At 59.8% G+C, this 18,736-nt stretch carries 15 protein-coding genes; 11 read left to right on the top strand and 4 right to left on the bottom strand.

The window, feature by feature from the left end; translation table 11 throughout:
• Positions 1 to 19: 19 nt before the first annotated feature.
• The 11 genes from K8U03_12820 to K8U03_12770 all read left to right on the top strand — a co-directional run bounded on the left by K8U03_12820 (position 20) and on the right by K8U03_12770 (position 13,939).
• Complete coding sequence (locus K8U03_12820) at positions 20 to 1,516, top strand: DUF1501 domain-containing protein (protein MCE9605770.1); 1,497 nt, start codon at positions 20 to 22, stop codon at positions 1,514 to 1,516.
• Positions 1,517 to 1,779: 263 nt separating this feature from the next.
• Positions 1,780 to 2,796, top strand: a complete 1,017-nt coding sequence (locus K8U03_12815) for a hypothetical protein (GenBank protein ID MCE9605769.1) — start codon at positions 1,780 to 1,782, stop codon at positions 2,794 to 2,796.
• 71 nt (positions 2,797 to 2,867) lie between these two features.
• Positions 2,868 to 6,359, top strand: a complete 3,492-nt coding sequence (locus K8U03_12810; GenBank protein MCE9605768.1) for a HEAT repeat domain-containing protein — start codon at positions 2,868 to 2,870, stop codon at positions 6,357 to 6,359.
• 270 nt (positions 6,360 to 6,629) lie between these two features.
• On the top strand, positions 6,630 to 6,869 hold the full coding sequence (locus K8U03_12805) for a hypothetical protein (protein MCE9605767.1): 240 nt from the start codon (positions 6,630 to 6,632) through the stop codon (positions 6,867 to 6,869).
• A gap of 45 nt (positions 6,870 to 6,914) precedes the next feature.
• Positions 6,915 to 7,778, top strand: coding sequence for a TIGR03000 domain-containing protein (locus K8U03_12800; protein ID MCE9605766.1), 864 nt, complete (start codon positions 6,915 to 6,917; stop codon positions 7,776 to 7,778).
• 195 nt (positions 7,779 to 7,973) lie between these two features.
• Positions 7,974 to 8,786 (top strand): hypothetical protein, encoded by an 813-nt coding sequence (locus K8U03_12795; GenBank protein ID MCE9605765.1) that lies wholly within the window; start codon positions 7,974 to 7,976, stop codon positions 8,784 to 8,786.
• Positions 8,787 to 8,788: 2 nt separating this feature from the next.
• Positions 8,789 to 9,874: an HTTM domain-containing protein gene (locus K8U03_12790; GenBank protein ID MCE9605764.1), complete on the top strand. Its 1,086-nt coding sequence runs from the start codon at positions 8,789 to 8,791 to the stop codon at positions 9,872 to 9,874.
• Positions 9,875 to 10,014: 140 nt separating this feature from the next.
• Positions 10,015 to 11,031, top strand: coding sequence for an aspartate-semialdehyde dehydrogenase (locus tag K8U03_12785; protein ID MCE9605763.1), 1,017 nt, complete (start codon positions 10,015 to 10,017; stop codon positions 11,029 to 11,031).
• Positions 11,032 to 11,053: 22 nt separating this feature from the next.
• Positions 11,054 to 11,821, top strand: a complete 768-nt coding sequence (gene truA / locus K8U03_12780; protein MCE9605762.1) for a tRNA pseudouridine(38-40) synthase TruA — start codon at positions 11,054 to 11,056, stop codon at positions 11,819 to 11,821.
• 189 nt (positions 11,822 to 12,010) lie between these two features.
• A complete protein-coding gene (locus K8U03_12775) occupies positions 12,011 to 12,913 on the top strand; it encodes a serine/threonine protein kinase (protein MCE9605761.1) in 903 nt (300 codons plus the stop codon).
• A 57-nt stretch (positions 12,914 to 12,970) separates the two neighbouring features.
• Positions 12,971 to 13,939 (top strand): acetyl-CoA carboxylase carboxyltransferase subunit alpha, encoded by a 969-nt coding sequence (locus K8U03_12770; protein ID MCE9605760.1) that lies wholly within the window; start codon positions 12,971 to 12,973, stop codon positions 13,937 to 13,939.
• 791 nt (positions 13,940 to 14,730) lie between these two features.
• Here the strand turns inward: K8U03_12770 and K8U03_12765 are convergent.
• The 4 genes from K8U03_12765 to K8U03_12750 form a co-directional block, all read right to left on the bottom strand.
• The gene (locus K8U03_12765) at positions 14,731 to 15,798 is read right to left on the bottom strand and encodes a DNA cytosine methyltransferase (protein MCE9605759.1); all 1,068 of its coding nucleotides are present in this window, start codon (positions 15,796 to 15,798) and stop codon (positions 14,731 to 14,733) included.
• Positions 15,791 to 16,528 carry a hypothetical protein gene (locus tag K8U03_12760; GenBank protein ID MCE9605758.1) on the bottom strand — a complete coding sequence of 246 codons (738 nt, stop codon included), beginning with the start codon at positions 16,526 to 16,528 and terminating at the stop codon, positions 15,791 to 15,793. Before K8U03_12760 ends, K8U03_12765 begins: the two co-directional genes overlap by 8 nt.
• On the bottom strand, positions 16,525 to 17,589 hold the full coding sequence (locus K8U03_12755; GenBank protein ID MCE9605757.1) for a DUF262 domain-containing protein: 1,065 nt from the start codon (positions 17,587 to 17,589) through the stop codon (positions 16,525 to 16,527). Before K8U03_12755 ends, K8U03_12760 begins: the two co-directional genes overlap by 4 nt.
• Positions 17,590 to 17,854: 265 nt before the next feature.
• Positions 17,855 to 18,676, bottom strand: coding sequence for a CvpA family protein (locus tag K8U03_12750; protein MCE9605756.1), 822 nt, complete (start codon positions 18,674 to 18,676; stop codon positions 17,855 to 17,857).
• Positions 18,677 to 18,736: the final 60 nt, after the last annotated feature.

Below are 18,736 nucleotides of genomic sequence, written 5' to 3'. Positions count from 1 at the left end.
TCGTCGGCCGAGCAATTCCATGCACTACGATCCATCGCTTCTTTCGCGCCGAGCGCTGCTGCAAACCGTCGGCGGTGGGTTCGGCGGCCTAGCCCTAGCGGCACTCCTCGGCGATGAATCGCCGGCCGCGACTCCGGCGCCGCTCGGTTCGCAAGCCGCCGGCGGATTGCCTGGGCTGCCTCATTTTGCACCGAAAGCGAAGCGCGTGGTGCAGCTTTTCATGGGAGGTGCGGCGAGCCATATCGACTTATTCGACTACAAGCCCGAACTCGTAAAGCACGACGGCAAGCCGGCAGACTTCGGCGAGAAGGTCGAGGCGTTCCAGAACGGGCTCGGGCCTTGGATGCGGCCGCAGTGGGATTTCCAACCGCACGGCAACTGCGGCAAGTTGCTCGGCGAACCGGTCGCGGCGCTCGGCACGTGCGTCGACCAAATGGCGTTCGTACACAACATGGTCGGCAAGACCGGCATTCATAGTCAGTCGACGTATCTGCAAGCGACCGGCTTTCAAAACCCGGGCTTTCCCGGGATGGGCTGCTGGATCAGCTACGGCCTCGGGAGCTTGAACGAAAACTTGCCGACGTTCGTCGTTCTGCCCGATCATCGGGGCTTCGCCTCGAACGGGCCGAAGAATTGGGACTCGGCATTCCTGCCCGCGCAACATGCTGGGACGCAAATCTATCCCGGCCGGAACCCGCCGATCGCCGATCTCACGGCCGACGGTCGCGCGAAGTTCGTCAACGCGCGCGAAGAGGCCGAGGCGCATGCGCTGCTCGCGAAGCTGAACCACACGCATGCCGCGGCACGCGCAGGAGACTCGCGGCTCGAAGCGCGCATTCGCAGTTACGAACTGGCCGCCCGAATGCAACTCGCCGCGCCCGAGGCACTCGATCTCTCAGGCGAACCGGCGCATATTCTCAAGCTGTACGGACTCGATCACGGGCGGACGACGTTCGACGCGGAAATCAACCCGCTCGAAGAGACGGATTACTTCGGCAAGAAGTGCCTCGTTGCCCGGAGGCTGCTCGAGCGCGGAGTGCGGTTCGTGCAGATCTGGAGCGGCAACGACAACGGCTTCCCGCGCCGCAATTGGGACTCGCACGAAGACGTGCGCCGCGATCATGGCCCGCTGGCGACCGGCATGGCGCGCGGCGCGGCGGCGCTGATTCAAGACCTGCGACAGCGTGGGCTGCTCGAAGACACGATCATTCTCTGGACGACGGAATTCGGCCGGATGCCTTCGACGCAAGGAGGCAAAGGACGCGACCATAATCCGTATTGCTTTACGAACTGGCTCTGCGGCGGCGGCATCCGGGGGGGCGTGTCGCACGGCCCGAGCGACCAATGGGGCTACAAGCCGGCCGAGCGGGAACATCCGACGACGGTGTACGACATTCACGCCACGATCATGCACCTCTTGGGCATCGATCACGAGCGACTCACCGTGCGCCATAACGGCATCGACCGCCGGCTGACCGACGTGCATGGGCATGTGATTCGGGAACTGATCGCGTAGCCGCCATTCGGGGCGAGCGGCCGGTGTGAACCGGCCGGTCACTTCGGAGCGCGATGACGTTTTGATGACAATTCAATCCGGTGTAGACGCCCCTTGAACGTGGCGCTGCAAGCAGACGGAATCTGACCGGCCGGTTCACACCGGCCGCTCGCCTCAGGCAGGCTTATCGCGCTGCATGCACTTATTGCCGCTTCGTTGCGACGTTCTTCGCTCGCGATTACAGTACGGCATCGCATTCTTCGTAGTCTTCGAGAGAGCCCGTCATGAGATCGTCGATCGTTCTTTGCGCCGCGATGCTTTGCGTCGGTACTGCCGTGGTCCATGCCGCCGAGCCCGAGAAAGTTGCAACTGCGAAGTTCGAGCTTAAGGACGGCGATCGGGTCGTCTTTCTCGGCAACACGCTCATCGAGCGCGAGCAGAAATACGGCCACTGGGAACTCATGCTCACGATGGCCTGGCCGGACCGGAACGTGACGTTCCGCAATCTCGGCTGGAGCGGCGACACGGTGGAAGGTGAATCCCGAGCCGGCTTCGGTCGACCGGCCGACGGCTTCAAAGCGCTCGTCGACCAAGTGAACGCCGCGAAGCCGACGGTGATCTTCGTCGGCTACGGCAACGTCGAAGCGTTCGGCGGAGAGAAAGAACTGCCGAACTTCATCGTCAGGTTCAACAAGCTGCTCGACGTGCTGGAAGCGACGAAGGCGCGGATCTTGGTGCTTGGGCCGATTCCTCAGAATCCGTCTGTGTCGAAAAGTTCCGGTGTTTCGGCTTACAACCTCGAAGTTGAGCGATACGGCAAGGCGATTCAAACGGAATCGCAACGGCGCGGACATCGGTATGTGGACCTGATTCAACCTTACCGAACGATCGTTAGCTCATTGAAGGAAGAGCCATCGCACAAATTGCTTACGGCAGATGGAATGGCGCTGAACGGCTTGGGTTACTCACGTCTTTTTCGTTTAGGAATCGGCCCGCAACTCGGACTTTCAAGTTCCATTGCTTTCGACGACGACCCTTATCATTTTTCCACATTCGAATACGCCGCAAAGCTTCCGGAGTTGATTCAGAAGAAAAACGAACTCTTCTTCTACCGTTGGCGGCCGCAGAACGAGACGTATCTCTTCGGGTTCCGCAAACATGAGCAAGGGAAGAACGCGGTTGAGGTGTTTCAATACGATCCGCTGATCGAAGCGGAAGAGAAGAAGATCGCGGAGTTGCGGGTGAAGTTGGCGGCGGAGTTGAAAGTGCGAGCTGAGAAGAAAGAGCAGGGTGCGAAATGAGCGTGCAGCACAACTATCTGAAAACGGTGTCGGGCCTCGGCCTTGGTTGCCGGGGGTATGCACCCCCGGCTATGGGGCGCTTCGTCGTCGCTGCGATTTTGTTTTTCTGCGCGTCGTCGCCTGCGCTGGCGCAGCGCGATCTCAAGGATATTCCTTCACCGGATCCTGAGCTCGAGCGGCAGACGCTGCAACTGGCCGACGGCCTGGAGATCAATCTCTTCGCGGCCGATCCGCTGTTGGCGAAGCCGATTCAGATGAACTTCGACTCGGCAGGCCGGCTCTGGATCGCGACAAGCGAAACCTATCCGCACATCGTGCCGGGCCAAAAAGCCAACGACAAGATCATCGTCCTTGAAGATGTCGACGCCGACGGCAAGGCCGACAAGACGCACGTCTTCGCCGATGGCCTGTTGATTCCCACGGGCATCGAGCCCGGCGCTTTCGACGGCAAGCCCGGCGCGTATGTGGCGAACAGTACCGAGCTGCTGCACCTCACCGACGCCGACGGCGACCTCAAGGCCGACTCGCGCACTACGCTGCTCTCCGGCTTCGGCACGGAAGACACGCACCACATTCTGCACACGCTGCGCTGGGGTCCGGATAACCGGCTCTACATGAACCAGTCGATCTACATTCACAGCCATATCGAAACGCCGTACGGCGTGCGCCGGCTCAACGCCGGCGGCATTTGGCAATACCATCCGCCGACGCATCGCCTCGAAGTCTTCTCGCGCGGCTGGATCAATCCTTGGGGGCACCACTTCGACCGGTGGGGCAATTCGTTCGTCACCGACGGCGCCGGCGGCGAAGGAATCAACTACGCGTTCCCCGGCTCGACCTACCCGACCGCGCAAAATGCGCCGCGCGTCCTCAACGGCTTGAACCCCGGCAGCCCGAAGTATTGCGGACTGGAGATCATCAGCGGCAGGCACTTTCCCGAGAGTTGGCAAGGAGACATGATCACCTGCGACTTCCGCGCGCATCGGATCGTCCGCTTCAAGCTCACCGAAAGCGGCTCGGGCTATGTCTCGCGCGAGCAGCCCGAGGTGATTAAGTCGAACCACGTGGCGTTTCGCCCGATCGACGTGAAGCTCGGCCCCGACGGCGCACTGTACATCGCCGATTGGTACAACCCGATCATTCAGCACGGCGAAGTCGACTTCCGCGATCCGCGCCGCGACCACACGCACGGCCGCATCTGGCGCGTGACAGTGAAAGGGCGCGAGCTTGCGCCTCGGCCAGAATTGGTGAAGGCCGAACTCGGCGACCTTGTCGCTCATGCGACGAGATCGCCTGAAGGTTACACGAGGCATTTCGCGAAGCGATCGCTCGTCGATCGATTCGGCAAAGACAAGAATTTACTCAAACTTAAAGTCCTTGTCGCGGTCACCAACATCGAAACCGACGCCCGCAGGCCGCCGCGAATCGCCGCCTCCGATCTCGAACAGCTCTGGGTCAACCAATCGCTCGACACCATCGACGGAGACTTGCTGACCGAACCGCTTGATAACAAAGACCACCATGTGCGCGCCGCGGCCACGCGCGTCGCCGGTATGTGGGTCGAGCGCGAGCCTTCGTTGTACGAAGCGATTGCGACACGCGCCGTCGACGAACATCCGCAGGTCCGGCTGGAAGCCGTGTGTGCGTTGCGTAACGTGCAAACTCCGGAATCGATCACCGCCGCTTTGCAGGTGCTCGATCGGCCGATGGATGGGTTCCTGGATTTTGCGCTATGGCAAACCTGCCGCGAGCAGAAAGGCGTTTGGCTTCCGGCCGTGTTAGCGGAGAAGTCGCAGTCGCGGCTGTTTGAGAAGCCTGTCCATTTGGAGTTCGCGTTGCGGGCCGTCGACGAGCCGGCGATCGTCGCGCCGCTCGTGCGACTTCTGAACGACGGCAAGCTGCCCGAAGATCGTCGCGACGGCGTGCTCGAGCTGATCGCGCGGCTCGGGGCACCGCAGGATTTGGCGATGATTTTTCGGTTGGTAATGGAGAGCCCCAACCAGTCGGCCGATGTGCAGGTCGCGCTGTTGAACGCTTTGGCAGGTGCGGCGACGACGCGCAACATCCGTCCGAACGGCGATCTGAGTTTGTTGGAACAGCTTCTCGATGCGCAAGACGAGCGCGTGGCCGCGGCGGCCGCGAAGTTGCTTGGCTTATGGAAACTCGAGCAGACGCGACCGAACCTGTGGCGACTCGCCGAGCGAAACGGTCCGCCGACCGAGCGCCAAGCCGCGGCGATTGCGGCTCTCGGCGACTTAGGGGGCTCGAAGTCGTCTGAAGCGCTGATCAAGCTCAGCAGCGACTCGTATCCTGCAGCGACCCGACAGGTCGCCGTGATCTCGCTCTTGAAAATTTATCATAGCGCCGCGGCCCAAGCGGCGGTGTCGCTGCTGACGAGCGCCGAGGCCGATGCGGTCGACACGGCCGCGATCGTCGAGGCCTTTGCGTCGCGGCAAGGGGCCGGAGCGGTCTTGAAAACAGCGCTGGCCGATAAGACGCTCTCGCCCGATGTGGCGAAGCTCGCCGTCCGGACGGCCCGCGCTTCGGCCAAGCCGGACGAAGCGCTCATCGAAGCCTTAAAGAAAGCCGGCGGCATCACCGGCGCGGGCTTGCAACTTACGCCGGCCGAGACCTTGGCGCTCGTCGAGGAAGTGAAGACGAAGGGGAACGCGGCGCGAGGCGAGGCGCTGTTTCATCGCAAAGATTTGTCGTGCTTGAAGTGTCATGCCATCGGCGGGGCAGGGGGGCGCGTCGGGCCCGACCTCGTAAGCATCGGCGCGAGCGCGCAGCCCGATTATCTCGTCGACTCGATGCTGCAACCGAACAAGGCGATCAAAGAAGGCTACCACTCGCTCGCGATCGTCACCGACGACGGCCGGACTTTGAACGGCGTGAAGGTGCGCGAAACCGATAAGGATCTCATTTTGCGCAATTCCGAAGATGTCGAAATCACGGTGCCGCTCAAGTCGATCGAAGAGCGGGCGCAAGGCATGTCGCTCATGCCGGTCGGGCTCGTCGACAACCTGACGCGCAACGAGCTCGTCGATCTCGTTCGTTATCTCACCGAGCTCGGCAAGGTCGGGCCGTATCAACTGAAGCCGGGACGGGTCGTGCGGCGCTGGGAATCGCTGGCGATGACACCGCAGGGGCTCGAAGCGTTGCGGCGCGATCGGTTGAGCTTAGTAGCGACCGCCGACAAACGCTTGACTTGGGAACCGGCCTTCTCGCGCTTCGACGGCACGCTCCGGCTCGACGCGGTCGCCGCCACGGCGAAAGTGAATAACGTATGGATGAAGGTTCCGCCGTATGCGATGGTGCGTTTCGAATTCGAGGTAAAGCAAGCCGGTGAGATCGAACTCGTTTGGAACACGGCGACGAATCTTCAGATCTGGCTCGACGGCGAGCCCCTCGCGCCGAAGGGTCGAATGCGAATCACGTCGACGGTCGGGCGGCATACCGTGACCGTCGTGATCGATCGGGAGCAGCGAACCGAGCCGTTGAACTGTGAAATTTCCGACGTCGCCGGTTCGGCCGCGCAAGTGGAATTGGTGACGGTGAAATAGCCGCCAAAGTTCCATGACCTCACTTAGGGGGATACCGCGCGCCGTCTTAAGTCGTTGAGAGGTGTTAAGATAGGTCAAATGCGGCGACCGCCCGTTAGATGCCCGCTGCCGGTGGAATTAGTACGAATCCCGCGAAATCTGCACGTTTCTTAATCGTGCTAATGCGGAAATTCTGCCTAGATTGCTTGAATTGCGTGCTAGCTTTGGTATGTTGCCAGGTCATACAGCCTGCGTAAATTCCCTTAGTCCCCAATTGTGGAGTGATCGAATATGTCGTGGAACTTGAAGCGGGCGGCTTTGACTGCCTTGATCGGAATCAGCAGCGTCGCGGCCGGAGTTCCCGAAGCCGGCGCTTTCAATTGGTACGGCTCGGGCTACGGTAGCTCCGGCGGTTCGTCGGGTGGCAGCAGCGGCTATAGCTACGGTGGTTCGAGCGGCTACGGCAGCTCGGGCGGATCGAGCGGCGGCAGCAGCGGTTACAGCTACGGCGGCAGCTCCGGTGGTTCGTAGGGCGGCAGCTCGGGCGGATACAGCGGCGGCTCGTCGGGTGGTCGCATGGGCTTCTTCGCTCGTCATCACGCCAAGCACGCTGCTCGTTGGGGCGGCAGCTCCGGTGGTTCGTCGGGCGGATCGAGCGGCGGCTACGGCGGCTCGTCCGGTGGTTCCTCCGGCGGCATGACCGGCTACAGCTACGGCGGCGGCGCGTCGGGTGGTTCCTCGGGCGGCAGCTCGGGCGGATACATCATCGACGGCAACATCCAAGGCGCTCCGATGCAAGGTGCCCCGATCCAAGGTGCTCCGATGGCGGTTCCTCCGGGCGCTGTGCCACCTCCACCGGCCGCTCCGGCGATCAACAAGGCCGCTTCGATCTCGACTTCGGAAGACATGGCCGTTCTCAACGTCGCCGTTCCGACCGACGCCAAGGTCTTCGTCAACGGCTATGAGACCTCGAGCACGGGCAGCGAACGCCGCTTCGTCTCCAACGGTCTTGCCCTCGGCAAGAACTACACCTACGAACTCAAGGCCGAAGTGGTCCGCGACGGCAAGTCGGTCGTCGAAACCAAGACGGTCAAGTTGCAAGCCGGTCAATCGGCCGACCTTCAATTCTCGTTCGACAGCCCGGCCCAACCTACCGACAAGGTCGTGTCGGAGCCGACGAAGACGAAGCTCACGCTGAACGTTCCGGCCGATGCGAAAGTCTTCATCGCCGGCAAGGAAACCAAAGCGGTCGGCACGACGCGCGAATTCGCCACCACGAAGCTCGCCGCCGGCCAAACCTGGGACAACTACACGGTTCGCATCGAAGTGACCCGTGACGGCCAAGTCGTGTCGAGCGAAGAGAACCTCACGCTCGTCGGCGGCTCGAACCTGGAATTGAACTTCGACGCCGAAGCTCCGAAGCTCGTCGCCGCTAAGTAAGTCACGATCTTCGATCGTTACGATCGGCTGAATCGCTGAAATCCGACCCCTCGTCAAAGTCACCGCGACTTTGACGAGGGGTTTTTTCATTTACGCTGCCGAGGTCGGGTCGGGGGGCGAATGCGGAAGAGGGACGGCATCGGCAACCGATAGTAATGACGTCTTCGTCTCGCTGAGTGCAACTCTCCGGTCGCGATGTCTTCCTTATCCACGTTGAACAGTCCGTCCGTCGAGGCGGTCGCGATTACCGGAGCTTTCCGCAGCCCTTGGGTGCGCGCCGGCGTCAGCCTGCTCTTGGTTTATCACCTCGCGGCCGTGCTCCTCGAACCGTTGGCGACTCCGCCGCATTTCGTAGGGCCGCCGTCGGAGATTCCGGAATTGCTCCGGCCGAAGTTTCGGGCTTATGCGACCGCCCTGTCGCTGGATCATGCGTATAAGTTCTTCGCACCAGATCCAGGCGAAAGTCATTTGATCCGTTACGATCTGCACTTCGCCGACGGCACGAAGCGAGTCGGTCGAGCCGAGCAAGGGTTTCCGGATCGGAAGCGCGATTGGCCGCGGTTGCTCTACCATCGCTACTTCATGCTGACGGAGTTCCTGCCCGACGGTCGGAACTTCGAGACATGGAACATGGAGCCCGAGATGCCCGGCACGGCGCGGCTTTCGCTCCCCGTCGCTCCGCAAGGAGCGGAGATGATTCCCGTTCCGCGGGAAGATGGTCCGACGACCGGAACCTTCGATCCTCCTTCGCCGGCCGGCCCGCCGCGCATCCGGAGGGCAGATGTGTATGCGCGCGGAATCGCAGCGCATCTTGCGCGAAAGCATGGCGCCGTAAGAGTCGATCTTTACCACGTCGTGCATCGGCTCTCGCATCGGCAAGAGATTATCGAGGGCCGCAAGCTCGACGCCCCGGACACCTACCGCGAGCGATTGCTCATCAGCTATACGAGTAATACGCCGGACGCTCACGAGGCCGGCGCGGCGATGCCGAGCGAGGCTCGCCGATGAAGTTGTTCGTCGATTATTTGCGCGAGTTGGGTGGCGCCGCACTCACGGGCTGGAATCGCTTTTGGTTTACGCCGGCCGACGTCGCAGTCGTGGCGCTGATGCGCATCTGCGTCGGTGCGATGCTCGTCTATACGCATCTCGTCTGGATGAAAGAGCTCGAGACGTTCGTCGCACTCGACGGGTTGATTCCGCGCTCCTCGGTCGAGTCGTTTTACGGCGAACGCATGCGATGGGCCTTCAGCTACCTTTGGCTCTGCGACCGACCGGCGACGCTCTGGACCGCGCATCTCTTGGGGCTCGTCGTGCTCGCGATGTTCACCGTCGGGCTGTTCACTCGCGTGACTTCGATCTTGTCGTTCATTATCACGCTGTCGTATATCCATCGCTTGCCCGGCGTGTTGTTCGGGCTCGATCAGATGAACGGGATGCTGATCACGTATCTGATGCTCGCGCCGTGCGGAGCGGCATACTCGGTCGACCGATTGTTGCAGACGAGGAGGGCAGGGGAGGGCTTGCCGCCGGCCGCGCCATCGACGTCGGCCAACATCGCGACGCGGTTGATTCAACTACACATGTGCGTCATCTACTTCTTCGCCGGCCTTGGCAAGCTCCAAGGAGACTCTTGGTGGGCCGGCTATGCGCTGTGGGGGGCCGTCGCGAATCTCGAATATCAAACGCTCGACCTGACTTGGCTGGCCCGCTGGCCCGTGCTGACGGCGATCCTCACGCAGATCGCGGCCTATTGGGAGCTGACGTTCTGCGTTTTGATTTGGCCCCGAATTCTCCGCCCACTCACGATGGCGATCGCCTTGCCGTTGCATCTTGGGATCGGCATCGCCATGGGCCTCATGACATTCGGCCTCATCATGCCGATCGGGATCTTGGCGTTCGCGTCTCCTGCGCTCGTCCGACGACTGCTCGATCGCGGCGAGCCCGACGACCTGACGGCACCCGCGGAGCAGGGGAGGGGGGCGAGCGATTCATCCCCGGAGCGCAGCCCTTCGGAGCGAACGCTCACCACGGAAAGAGCTCGGTCGAGCAGCCCACGTCCACCTAGCGGCAAGCGTGTCGATAAGCGCACGAATTAGGTCGTATCTCGCGCCGAATCGAACCCCGATCGCGCATACCGGACGATGCGCCCCGTGTTCGCCTCATTGAAGCCGTGGGGCAGGGGAGTCTATACTGGTTCGTTCCTCGCTTCGTCGTCGTTCGTTTAGGAGATCTTCAGGTGTTCGAGTCGCTAGCCGTCGTCGGTGCCACGGGTGCCGTGGGGACCCTTATCCGCCAATTGCTCGAAGAACGAAACGTCCCGATCCGGCGGGTTAAGTTTCTGGCGACGAAGCGCAGCGCCGGCAAGAAGCTGATGTTCCGCGGCGAAGAGCAGACGGTCGAAGAACTCACGCCCGACTCGTTCCACGGGATCGACCTCGCGATCGGCAGCACGCCTGATGAAACGGCCGCGGAGTTCTGCCCCTGGGCCGTGAAGGCCGGCTGCATCGTCGTCGATGAGAGCGGCTATTGGCGCATGGACCCGAAGGTGCCGCTCGTGATTCCGGAAGTGAATCCGGACGCGATCCGCAGCCATCAAGGCCTGATCGCCAGTCCGAATTGCTCGACGACGCAGATGGTCGTGGCGTTGAAGCCGCTGCACGATGCGGCCCGCGTGAAGCGCGTGATCGTCAGCTCGTATCAGGCCACGAGCGGAGCAGGGGTCGCCGGCCAGCGCGATCTCGAAGCGGGCACGCACATGAAGCTTCATAACGCCGACTACAAGTATGAAACGTTCGCCCACCCGATCGCGTTCAATCTGATTCCGCAAATCGGCTCGCTCAAGCAGCAGGGCTACACTTCCGAAGAAATGAAGATGGTCTTCGAGACCCGCAAGATCATGGGAGACGACAGCATCCAAGTCTGTCCGACCTGCGTGCGCGTGCCGGTCTCGAATTGCCATAGCGAGAGCATTCTCGTCGAAACCGAACGGAAGCTTTCGGTCGCCGAGGCAACGAAGCTGTTCCAAGAGTTCCCCGGCATCGTCGTCGTCGACGATCTGGCGAACAAGCAGTATCCGATGCCGCTCACGTGCGACGGCCGCGACGAAGTCTTCATCGGCCGGATTCGCGAAGACCTGTCGAGCCCGAACGGCATCGCGTTCTGGTGCGTGAGCGACAACCTGCGCAAGGGCGCCGCGACGAACGCCGTGCAAATCGCCGAGTTGCTGATCCGTTCGGCGGCGGCCGCTTCGTAGCGCTGCATGCGCACGGTCCCACATGCGCACGATCAAGCTCACTCTCGCTTACGACGGCGCCGCTTATCGCGGGTGGCAGCGCCAGCCCGGCAATCGGACGCTGCAAGATGAGCTCGAGCAAGCTCTCCAGCGCATCGTCGGCGAGCGCGTCGTCGTTTCCGGCAGCGGTCGAACCGATTCCGGCGTTCACGCGCTCGGGCAAACCGCGAGTTTTCATACCGAGGCGACGTTGACGCCGGCTGCGTTTCGCCGAGCGCTGAATGCCGAGTTGCCGAACGACATCGTCGTCGTCGCGGCCGAAGAAGCCGCCCCGGGATTTCATGCGAGGAAGCAGGCGAAGCGAAAGCGATACCGCTACATCATTCACAACAGCCGGACGGCCGATGTGTTTCGCCGCGGCACGTCGTGGCACTATTGCTACGGCAAGCTCGACGCCGAAGCGATGCATCGCGCAGCGCAACACTGGCGCGGCACGCACGACTTCCGCTCGTTCGAAACGCAGTGGCCGCAACGCTCGTCGAGCGTGAGAACCGTGCTCGATATCGATTGCCGCAGGCTTGTCGCACCGGACGAGAAAGTGATCTACTTCGAAGTCGAAGCCGACGGCTTTCTCTATAACATGGTCCGCACGATGGTCGGCACGCTGGTCGAGGTCGGTCGTGGCCGCAAGCCCGAAAGCTGGACGCAAGAACTCGTCGCGGCGGGCGACCGCAAGCTCGCAGGCATGAAGGTGCCGGCTCAAGGCTTGTTCCTGCTGAGCGTGCATTACGACGACGGGCCGGCATCGTAACGAGCGACCGCCGGCAGAGCAGGGGAGCGCCGGCGGTGATCGCCCCTTCTGCAATGCAAAAACGCCGCAAAATGCCCCGAAATGCCTGGGCCCGTAGCGGTCGATCGCGGTTGGCAGTCTTCGGCAGGGGTGTTAAACTATGCGGTTCGTAAGGATTGAGCAGCCGCAACCGTAACGAGGGAAAGCCGCGTGTCCGCGATTAGCTCCTCGTTCGTCGGCACGAATCGATTGCTGTATCTCATCCGCTCGGGCCGATACTGCCAAGTTTGGGCGGCGATCGACGACTCGCGGCAACGACGTTGCGCAATCAAGTTTCTGTTGCCCGAATTCCGATCGGACAAAGAGCAAGTCGTTGCGCTGCAAAACGAGTTTGCCATAGGATCGAAGCTCGACCATCCGTTGCTGCTCGGAGCGCACGAATACGGGGAAGCCGGTTGCGGTCCTTATGTGTTGATGGAGTTGTTCGCCGGGCTAAACCTGCGCGACGTACTTAATGAAACCTGGAAGGACATGCTCTGCTTGCTGCCGACGATCGTCGCGCAAGCGGCCGAATCGGCAAGCCGACTCAACGAACATGGATTTCTGCATCTCGATCTCAAGCCCGACAATTACATTCTGAACGAACATGGTGAAATCCGACTGATCGACTTTGCCTTGGCGCGACGACCGCCCAAAGGTTGGGAACGTTGGTTTTGGAAGCGACGCCAGCGCTCGATCCAAGGAACCCGCAGCTATCTTTCGCCGGAGCAAATACGCCGCGAGCCGGTCGATCTAAGATCCGACGTCTATAGTCTCGGCTGCACGTTCTTCCATCTTGCCACCGGAATCCCCCCCTACACCGCTTCGACCAGCAACGAACTTCTGACGAAACACTTACACTTTCCGCTCCCGAACCCGGAAACCGATAACCCCAGCGTGACGTCGAGCTTCGCTCAACTCGTAATGAAGATGATGGCGAAAGATCCCGCCGATCGCCCCCCTTCGGCAGCTGAAGTGAGTAACGAGTTGAAACGGATTTCCGTCTTGAAAGACGACGAAGTCGCTTCCAAGCCTGCACGCCCGACGCTCAAGAGTCAAAAGTCGCTTAAGTAACGTCGATTAAATAACCACGCACTCGCTTCGCCCCACGACGGAAATAAGGAAACGACGATGGCCGCCGGCACCCGCCTCTTATTCGAACGTCCGATCTACGAATTGGAAGATCGCGTCGCATTGCTCGAATCGTCGCCGCAAAAGACCCCCGAGACGATCGAAGAAGCTCGCAAACTACGGCGCGAAGCGGCCGAGTTGAAGAAGAAAGTCTTCGCCAATCTCGAGCCGTGGCAGACCGTCGAAGTCTCCCGCCATCCCGATCGCCCGATGACGAGCGACTATCTCAATCTCGTATTCGACGACTTCGTCGAACTGCACGGCGACAAATCGTTCGGCGACGATCGCGCCATTCTCACGGGCTTCGCCAAACTCGGCGAACAAAAAGTGATGGTCATCGGCCACCAAAAAGGGAAAACGCTCAAAGAACGCCAGGCCTGCCACTTCGGCTGCGCGCATCCCGAAGGCTACCGCAAGGCGATGTTGCGCATGAAGGCCGCGGCGAAATATAAGCTGCCGGTCGTCTGCTTCATCGACACGCCGGGCGCCTATCCCGGCATCGGCGCCGAAGAACGAGGCCAAGCGCAAATCATTGCGTCGTCGATGTTCGAGATGTCGCGTCTGCCGACGCCGATCGTCTGCATCGTCATCGGCGAAGGGGGCTCCGGCGGCGCGCTCGGGATCGGCGTGGGAGATCGCGTGGCCCTGCTCGAGCACGCCTACTATTCCGTGATTAGTCCCGAGGGTTGTGCGGGTATTCTTTGGAAAAGCCACACCTTCAAAGAGAAAGCCGCCAAGGCGCTGAAGCTGACCTCGCGCGACCTGCTCCGCTTCAAAGTCATCGACGACATCATCGAAGAGCCGCTCGGCGGCGCCCATCGCGACCACAACCAAACCGCAGCTCGCATGAAGATGTATCTGCAACGGTCGTTTCGCGAGCTACTGGCCTTAACGCCGGAAAAACTCCTCGCGGCCCGCTACGAAAAGTTCCGCCGGATGGGAATGTTTCTCGAAGGCGGCAAAGCGTAAGACCAACACGCTCGGCGGCGGCACGCTCAGCGCCGATACTCTACGCGTTGCTACGGGCGCGCTCGCGGTCAGTCCCACCAAGCCCGCAAGCCGGGCAGGGGACCGCAACCGGCAGCCGCTCCCCAGCGGCTAAAGTTCGCCCCAAGCCCCCCTACCGAAAAACCGTTCTAAACGGAACTCGACGGCAGCCGCGCCGAATGGCGCACGACGAGGGTCTCCAGGCCGCGATCGTTCGCGCACGCAAACTCTTTCTCAACGCCGCCGCGCCGAAGCCGACCGCGATCAAAATCCGTGACGGCCGCCTCTCGGCGTCCTCCAAGAACGCCACGCGAACGCCGCCGAGCACCATGCCCGTACGCCCACGGCTCAGCCATATCTCTCATTTCTCAAGCCACCGCGGTGACACTCCCGATCAACCGCCCGCAGCCGCAAAGCAGGGCCCGACCCACCTGTTTTCGAGCCGCACTACAACGTCTGATAATGTTTATTATGTTCGGTTTTAGGCTCGTGAAACGCTGGAAATACGACCGATCGTTAAAAACGGTACCGTTCCACCGCCGTTCCCTGCGATCCCGGATCGGGCTGAAATCCGCACGAATCACACGGCGAGGCCGGTTCCCAAAACGGAACCACCAAAACCTCCGTTCCCCGCCGACGCGCAAGGCAGCGACTCGGCGGATCCGGGCTCCGAGTCGTCGCACGGATCGCGACGGCTCGAAGCTTCTTTTTACAAATCGCCTGAACGGATTCCGGCAAGCATTTCCGGTTGTCCTGATCGGCGGAGAGAGTTGTCAGTCGCTCCGCTTATAAGACTTAATATGCGATATCAATGTGGTAGCAATCACTTCGCCCAGTCGAACAGGAACAGCATTACCGATTAGCCTGCCGAGAACGCTGAAATTCGCGCGTTCACCCGCTCGCAAAAAACGATAATTCCGTGGAAACGTTTGCAAAATCGCCGCTTCTCGAAGCGTAATTGCACGATCCTGCTCGGGATGACCAAATCGACCCGTTCCGTAGGAGAAGCTTTGCGTGGTTATCGTCGGAGCAGGTTGATCCCATTCCATACGGCCATATACGCCCGGAAACGTTTCGCCGGATTTCTTTTTGTGGCACGACGCAACGAGCGAAGACTTCCAATCACGCCAGGTGCCACCGGGCACAGAAGCCTTGATGCGGCGTAGATTCAATGGACTCAAACGAGGTGCCGCATGGAGTGCATCTTGGGGATCACATTCGCCAGCCGAAAGTCGTGGAAGATTCAAAATGGCTTTTTTTACCGTCGACTTTTTATGATCATTGTCGTTTGGCGACTGTAGTTCCAACGGCCCGAGACGAGACGCGAGTAACACAAGACGCCTGCGAGTTTGCGGAATGCCGTAGTCGGAACATTGAATTGCGGAGTGCCAAACGTGGTATCCCTTAAGTGACTTCGTGAAGTCTTTGAAAACGGAGTGATCTGCCACCTGAGGAACGTTTTCCATTGTGACAAAGTCAGGTTTCACTTCTTTGACGAGACGCCCGAATTCGGCGACGAGATCCCACTTCTGATCGCGTTCTATCTTGCGGCCGAGTCGAGTGATGGTTCGGCTGAAAGTAGAAAACGGCTGGCACGGAGCACAACCGGCCAGTAATCGATATGAGCCATTGCGCCAGAATGGCTCAAGCGTCTTAGACGTGACGTCTTCAACATTCATCGTAAGGAAAGACGCATCGTTGTTTTGCTCGTAGGGGTACTTGCAGTGGGGATCTAAATCAACGCCGAGGGTAACATTCACACCACCTTCCGTGAGGCCATGCGTTAAGCCGCCAAGTCCGCAGAAAAGATCAACACAGGATATTACGGGAATTCTAGGCACTGGGACGAAACTCCACCGCTAAGAATTGGTATTGTTCAATGAAGTGGCGAAACGTGCTGACTACGTCGCGCAAGTAGGTTGAAGTGCGCGTCGCAAGATCTCGTAATTCAGCGGAAGTGACAGCATCGCCGCACTCCGCGAACGACAGACTTCCGTGGGCAAGCCTATTGCGGAAATACTTCACGAGGCCAAGCGCTCCCTTGCCCTCGCGTATCGGCTGCTTAACCGCACGATATACCTCCGGGCGAATGCTTAAATTAAAGCCGAGGCGCACAGAAATCGACTCTAAAGCCGCATCGTCCCAACTTCCGGAATAGCCTTTCTCGACGCTCCATTCGCCTATCGGAAGCCCAGCAATTAAACAGTCGCAAAGCTCTACGGCGGCTTGTAGCCGATTCGAGTAGTTGAGGTCAACATGCGACCGAGACTGCGCGCGAACCCATTCCCGCCTTAGTTCAGATGCGAGTTGTGAGGCGTGCCATTGGGCCGGGTCGGAGGTGGCGAACGTTACCGCATCAACGCACCACGTCGCCGTGGCTTCAACTAGGTTATAAAGCTGCAAATACACAGAAGAATAGAGGATTCGCTGCTGGTCAGTCGTAAGGGCCGATCCATCAATTTCCGGCGGCCCATGCTGCAACTGTCGCTCGACAAGGTCAAGCAGGTCCAAGTAGCTTTCGATTTCCTTAACGCGTTCGTCAAAGGACTTTTCTAAGGTGGTAATGTTCATGCGTTTAAAAGCTGCTCGCGAACATAGTTCAGGCGACTGCGTAAGCTTGCGATTGGATTGGCTCCCCCGGACTTCGTCAATGAAGCAAATTCGGCGCTAGATAACCAAGCGGACACGTCCGGCGGAGCATCCATCATTTCCGGCTTCTCGGCTAAAGCTAAGTATGTACCAATTGCGAGAGCTTCAAAGCGCGTGCGAGGAGTTTCTGTTGCCCTGGCGGTCTTCTTGAATCCTAGCGGGTAAATGCGCTGCGAGAATTTCATCGTATCGTGAAAGCGTTTGTGATATTCCTCTAGCTTTTCCGGATGTGCACGTAGAACGTCGTTCATTTTTTTGGCGTATGCGAAGAAAAAATCGGCGGGGCGATCGCGGTAGCCTTCTAGACCGTCACCGTACGCGAAGAACCGAGTGATGAGTTCTTCCCGCTCGCGTAGATTTACGCCAGCCGGCGTTACCGGGGCTAGTTCAATGAATAGCGGATCTCGGGCAAGCGAGATTACGAGATCCAAGAATGGGCCAGTGAGCGCGCCGCGACGAACTTCGGCCTTGTTCGCAATCTTACTGCCGGTATTAATACGCTCAAAGATGTCAAACCGGGCTTGCTCGTCCGCATGCTCGTTCAAAACGATTCCGCGTATCGAGCGATTCTTTACCTTCCTTTGACGCGACTCTGGCAGGTCGGTGAAACGCAAGCCTTCCAACTCGGTCAATTGCTCAAGCGCACTAAAGCATAGGTCGCCAAGGAGGAACTGGTGAATGGTTCGCAGACGCTGGGATCCGTCGACAATTTCCAACTTCCCATCGGGCCGTTCCCAGAAAAACAGGAACGGAATCGGCAAGCCCATTAATAGCGATTCTAGGAATCGCGATTTTCGTTCATGCTCCCAGGTATCTTCGCGCTGGTATCCCGGGATATCAAAATCGCCGTCCTCCATCTTCTTCGCGAGCAGTTCGACCGAAAGTTCAGTTAAATAGAATTCGATACGCTTCGATTGCTCGAGTATCTGAACTTCGGCAGCGGCAACTTGATCAGGGTCGATCGGAAAAAGTGGCGTAGTCATTGATGCACTCAATTCGGAAAACTGCATTATGGAAAAGAGGTCAATGAAAGGCAATTCGCGAACCGCTATCGTCGTCGAGAGATTGCGGGACCGCAATGCGAGGAGTCGCGCACGAAGAAAAGGGATGCAGAAATAAGGCGCGCAGAGGCGCAAGTACCAAGAACCGGCCACAATAAGGAAGACGCTAAAGTGGAAACTGCACGATCGGTAAGGAATTGCACTTCACTTTCGTTGTTGCAATCACCCCGTGCTTCCTATTTTGGCATTACGACCCCGACGAATACGGGTTCATCGGCTGGGTTTGTTGGCCTGGGGTGTAGTATTGCGGTTGGGGCATTTGCGGTTGCGCGTACTGCGGTTGGTTGTATTGAGGTTGTGTGTATTGCGGTTGGTAGTTTTGTTGGTAGTTGGGGGCTGGGCCGTATTGCGGGGCGCCTTGGGTGTAGCCGGTCGGCAGGCCGTTGTTGCCTAGCGACTGTTGGAGCATTTGCTGTCCATAGGCTCCGGCCGCTTGGTTGAGTTGCGTGGTGAGGTTGCCCGGCAGAGTCGGGATCGACGGATACTCGACTTGCTGGTTCGGGTTCAAGCCTTTGTCGAGCTTGTCGAGGTACGGTCCGAGCAGCGCGATCCACTCCGGCGGCATGATCGGCGTGGCTTTGTGCAGGAAGCCGGCGATGTAAACGCCCGACTTCGAGCGCAGCACGGCACCGCGAGTTTGTTCGCTAAGCGATACGGCGAAGAACGTGATGATCGTGCATAGCAATACGCCTTTTGCGACGCCGACGAGCCCGCCCATCTGGCGATCGAACTCGCGGAGCCGGATCTTATCGATGGCGCCCGAGACGAAGCGGAAGCCCATCCAGACGGCGAAGCCGGTGCCGCAATAGACGAGCAGCATCGCCAGATATTTGCTCCAGCGCGGATCGGCGTTCAACAGCGGCGCGATCTGGTCGGCAAAGCGATACGCGCAGAAATAGCTCAGCGTAAGCGAAGCCAACGACGCCACTTGCCACGCGAAGCCTTTCAGAAATCCGAAGAGCGTGGCGCAGCCGAGCACTGCCAGCATGACGATGTCGTAGGTTTCCATGAACGGCCTTTGACGCGCGCGATGCGCGGAGGTGCTCGAAGTGGGAGAGAGGCAGCCCGC

Source organism: Planctomycetia bacterium (assembly GCA_021413845.1).
GTDB lineage: Bacteria > Planctomycetota > Planctomycetia > Pirellulales > PNKZ01 > PNKZ01.
The sequence above is the reverse complement of the archived record's forward strand: the minus strand, read 5'-3'. Positions and strand labels throughout refer to the sequence as shown.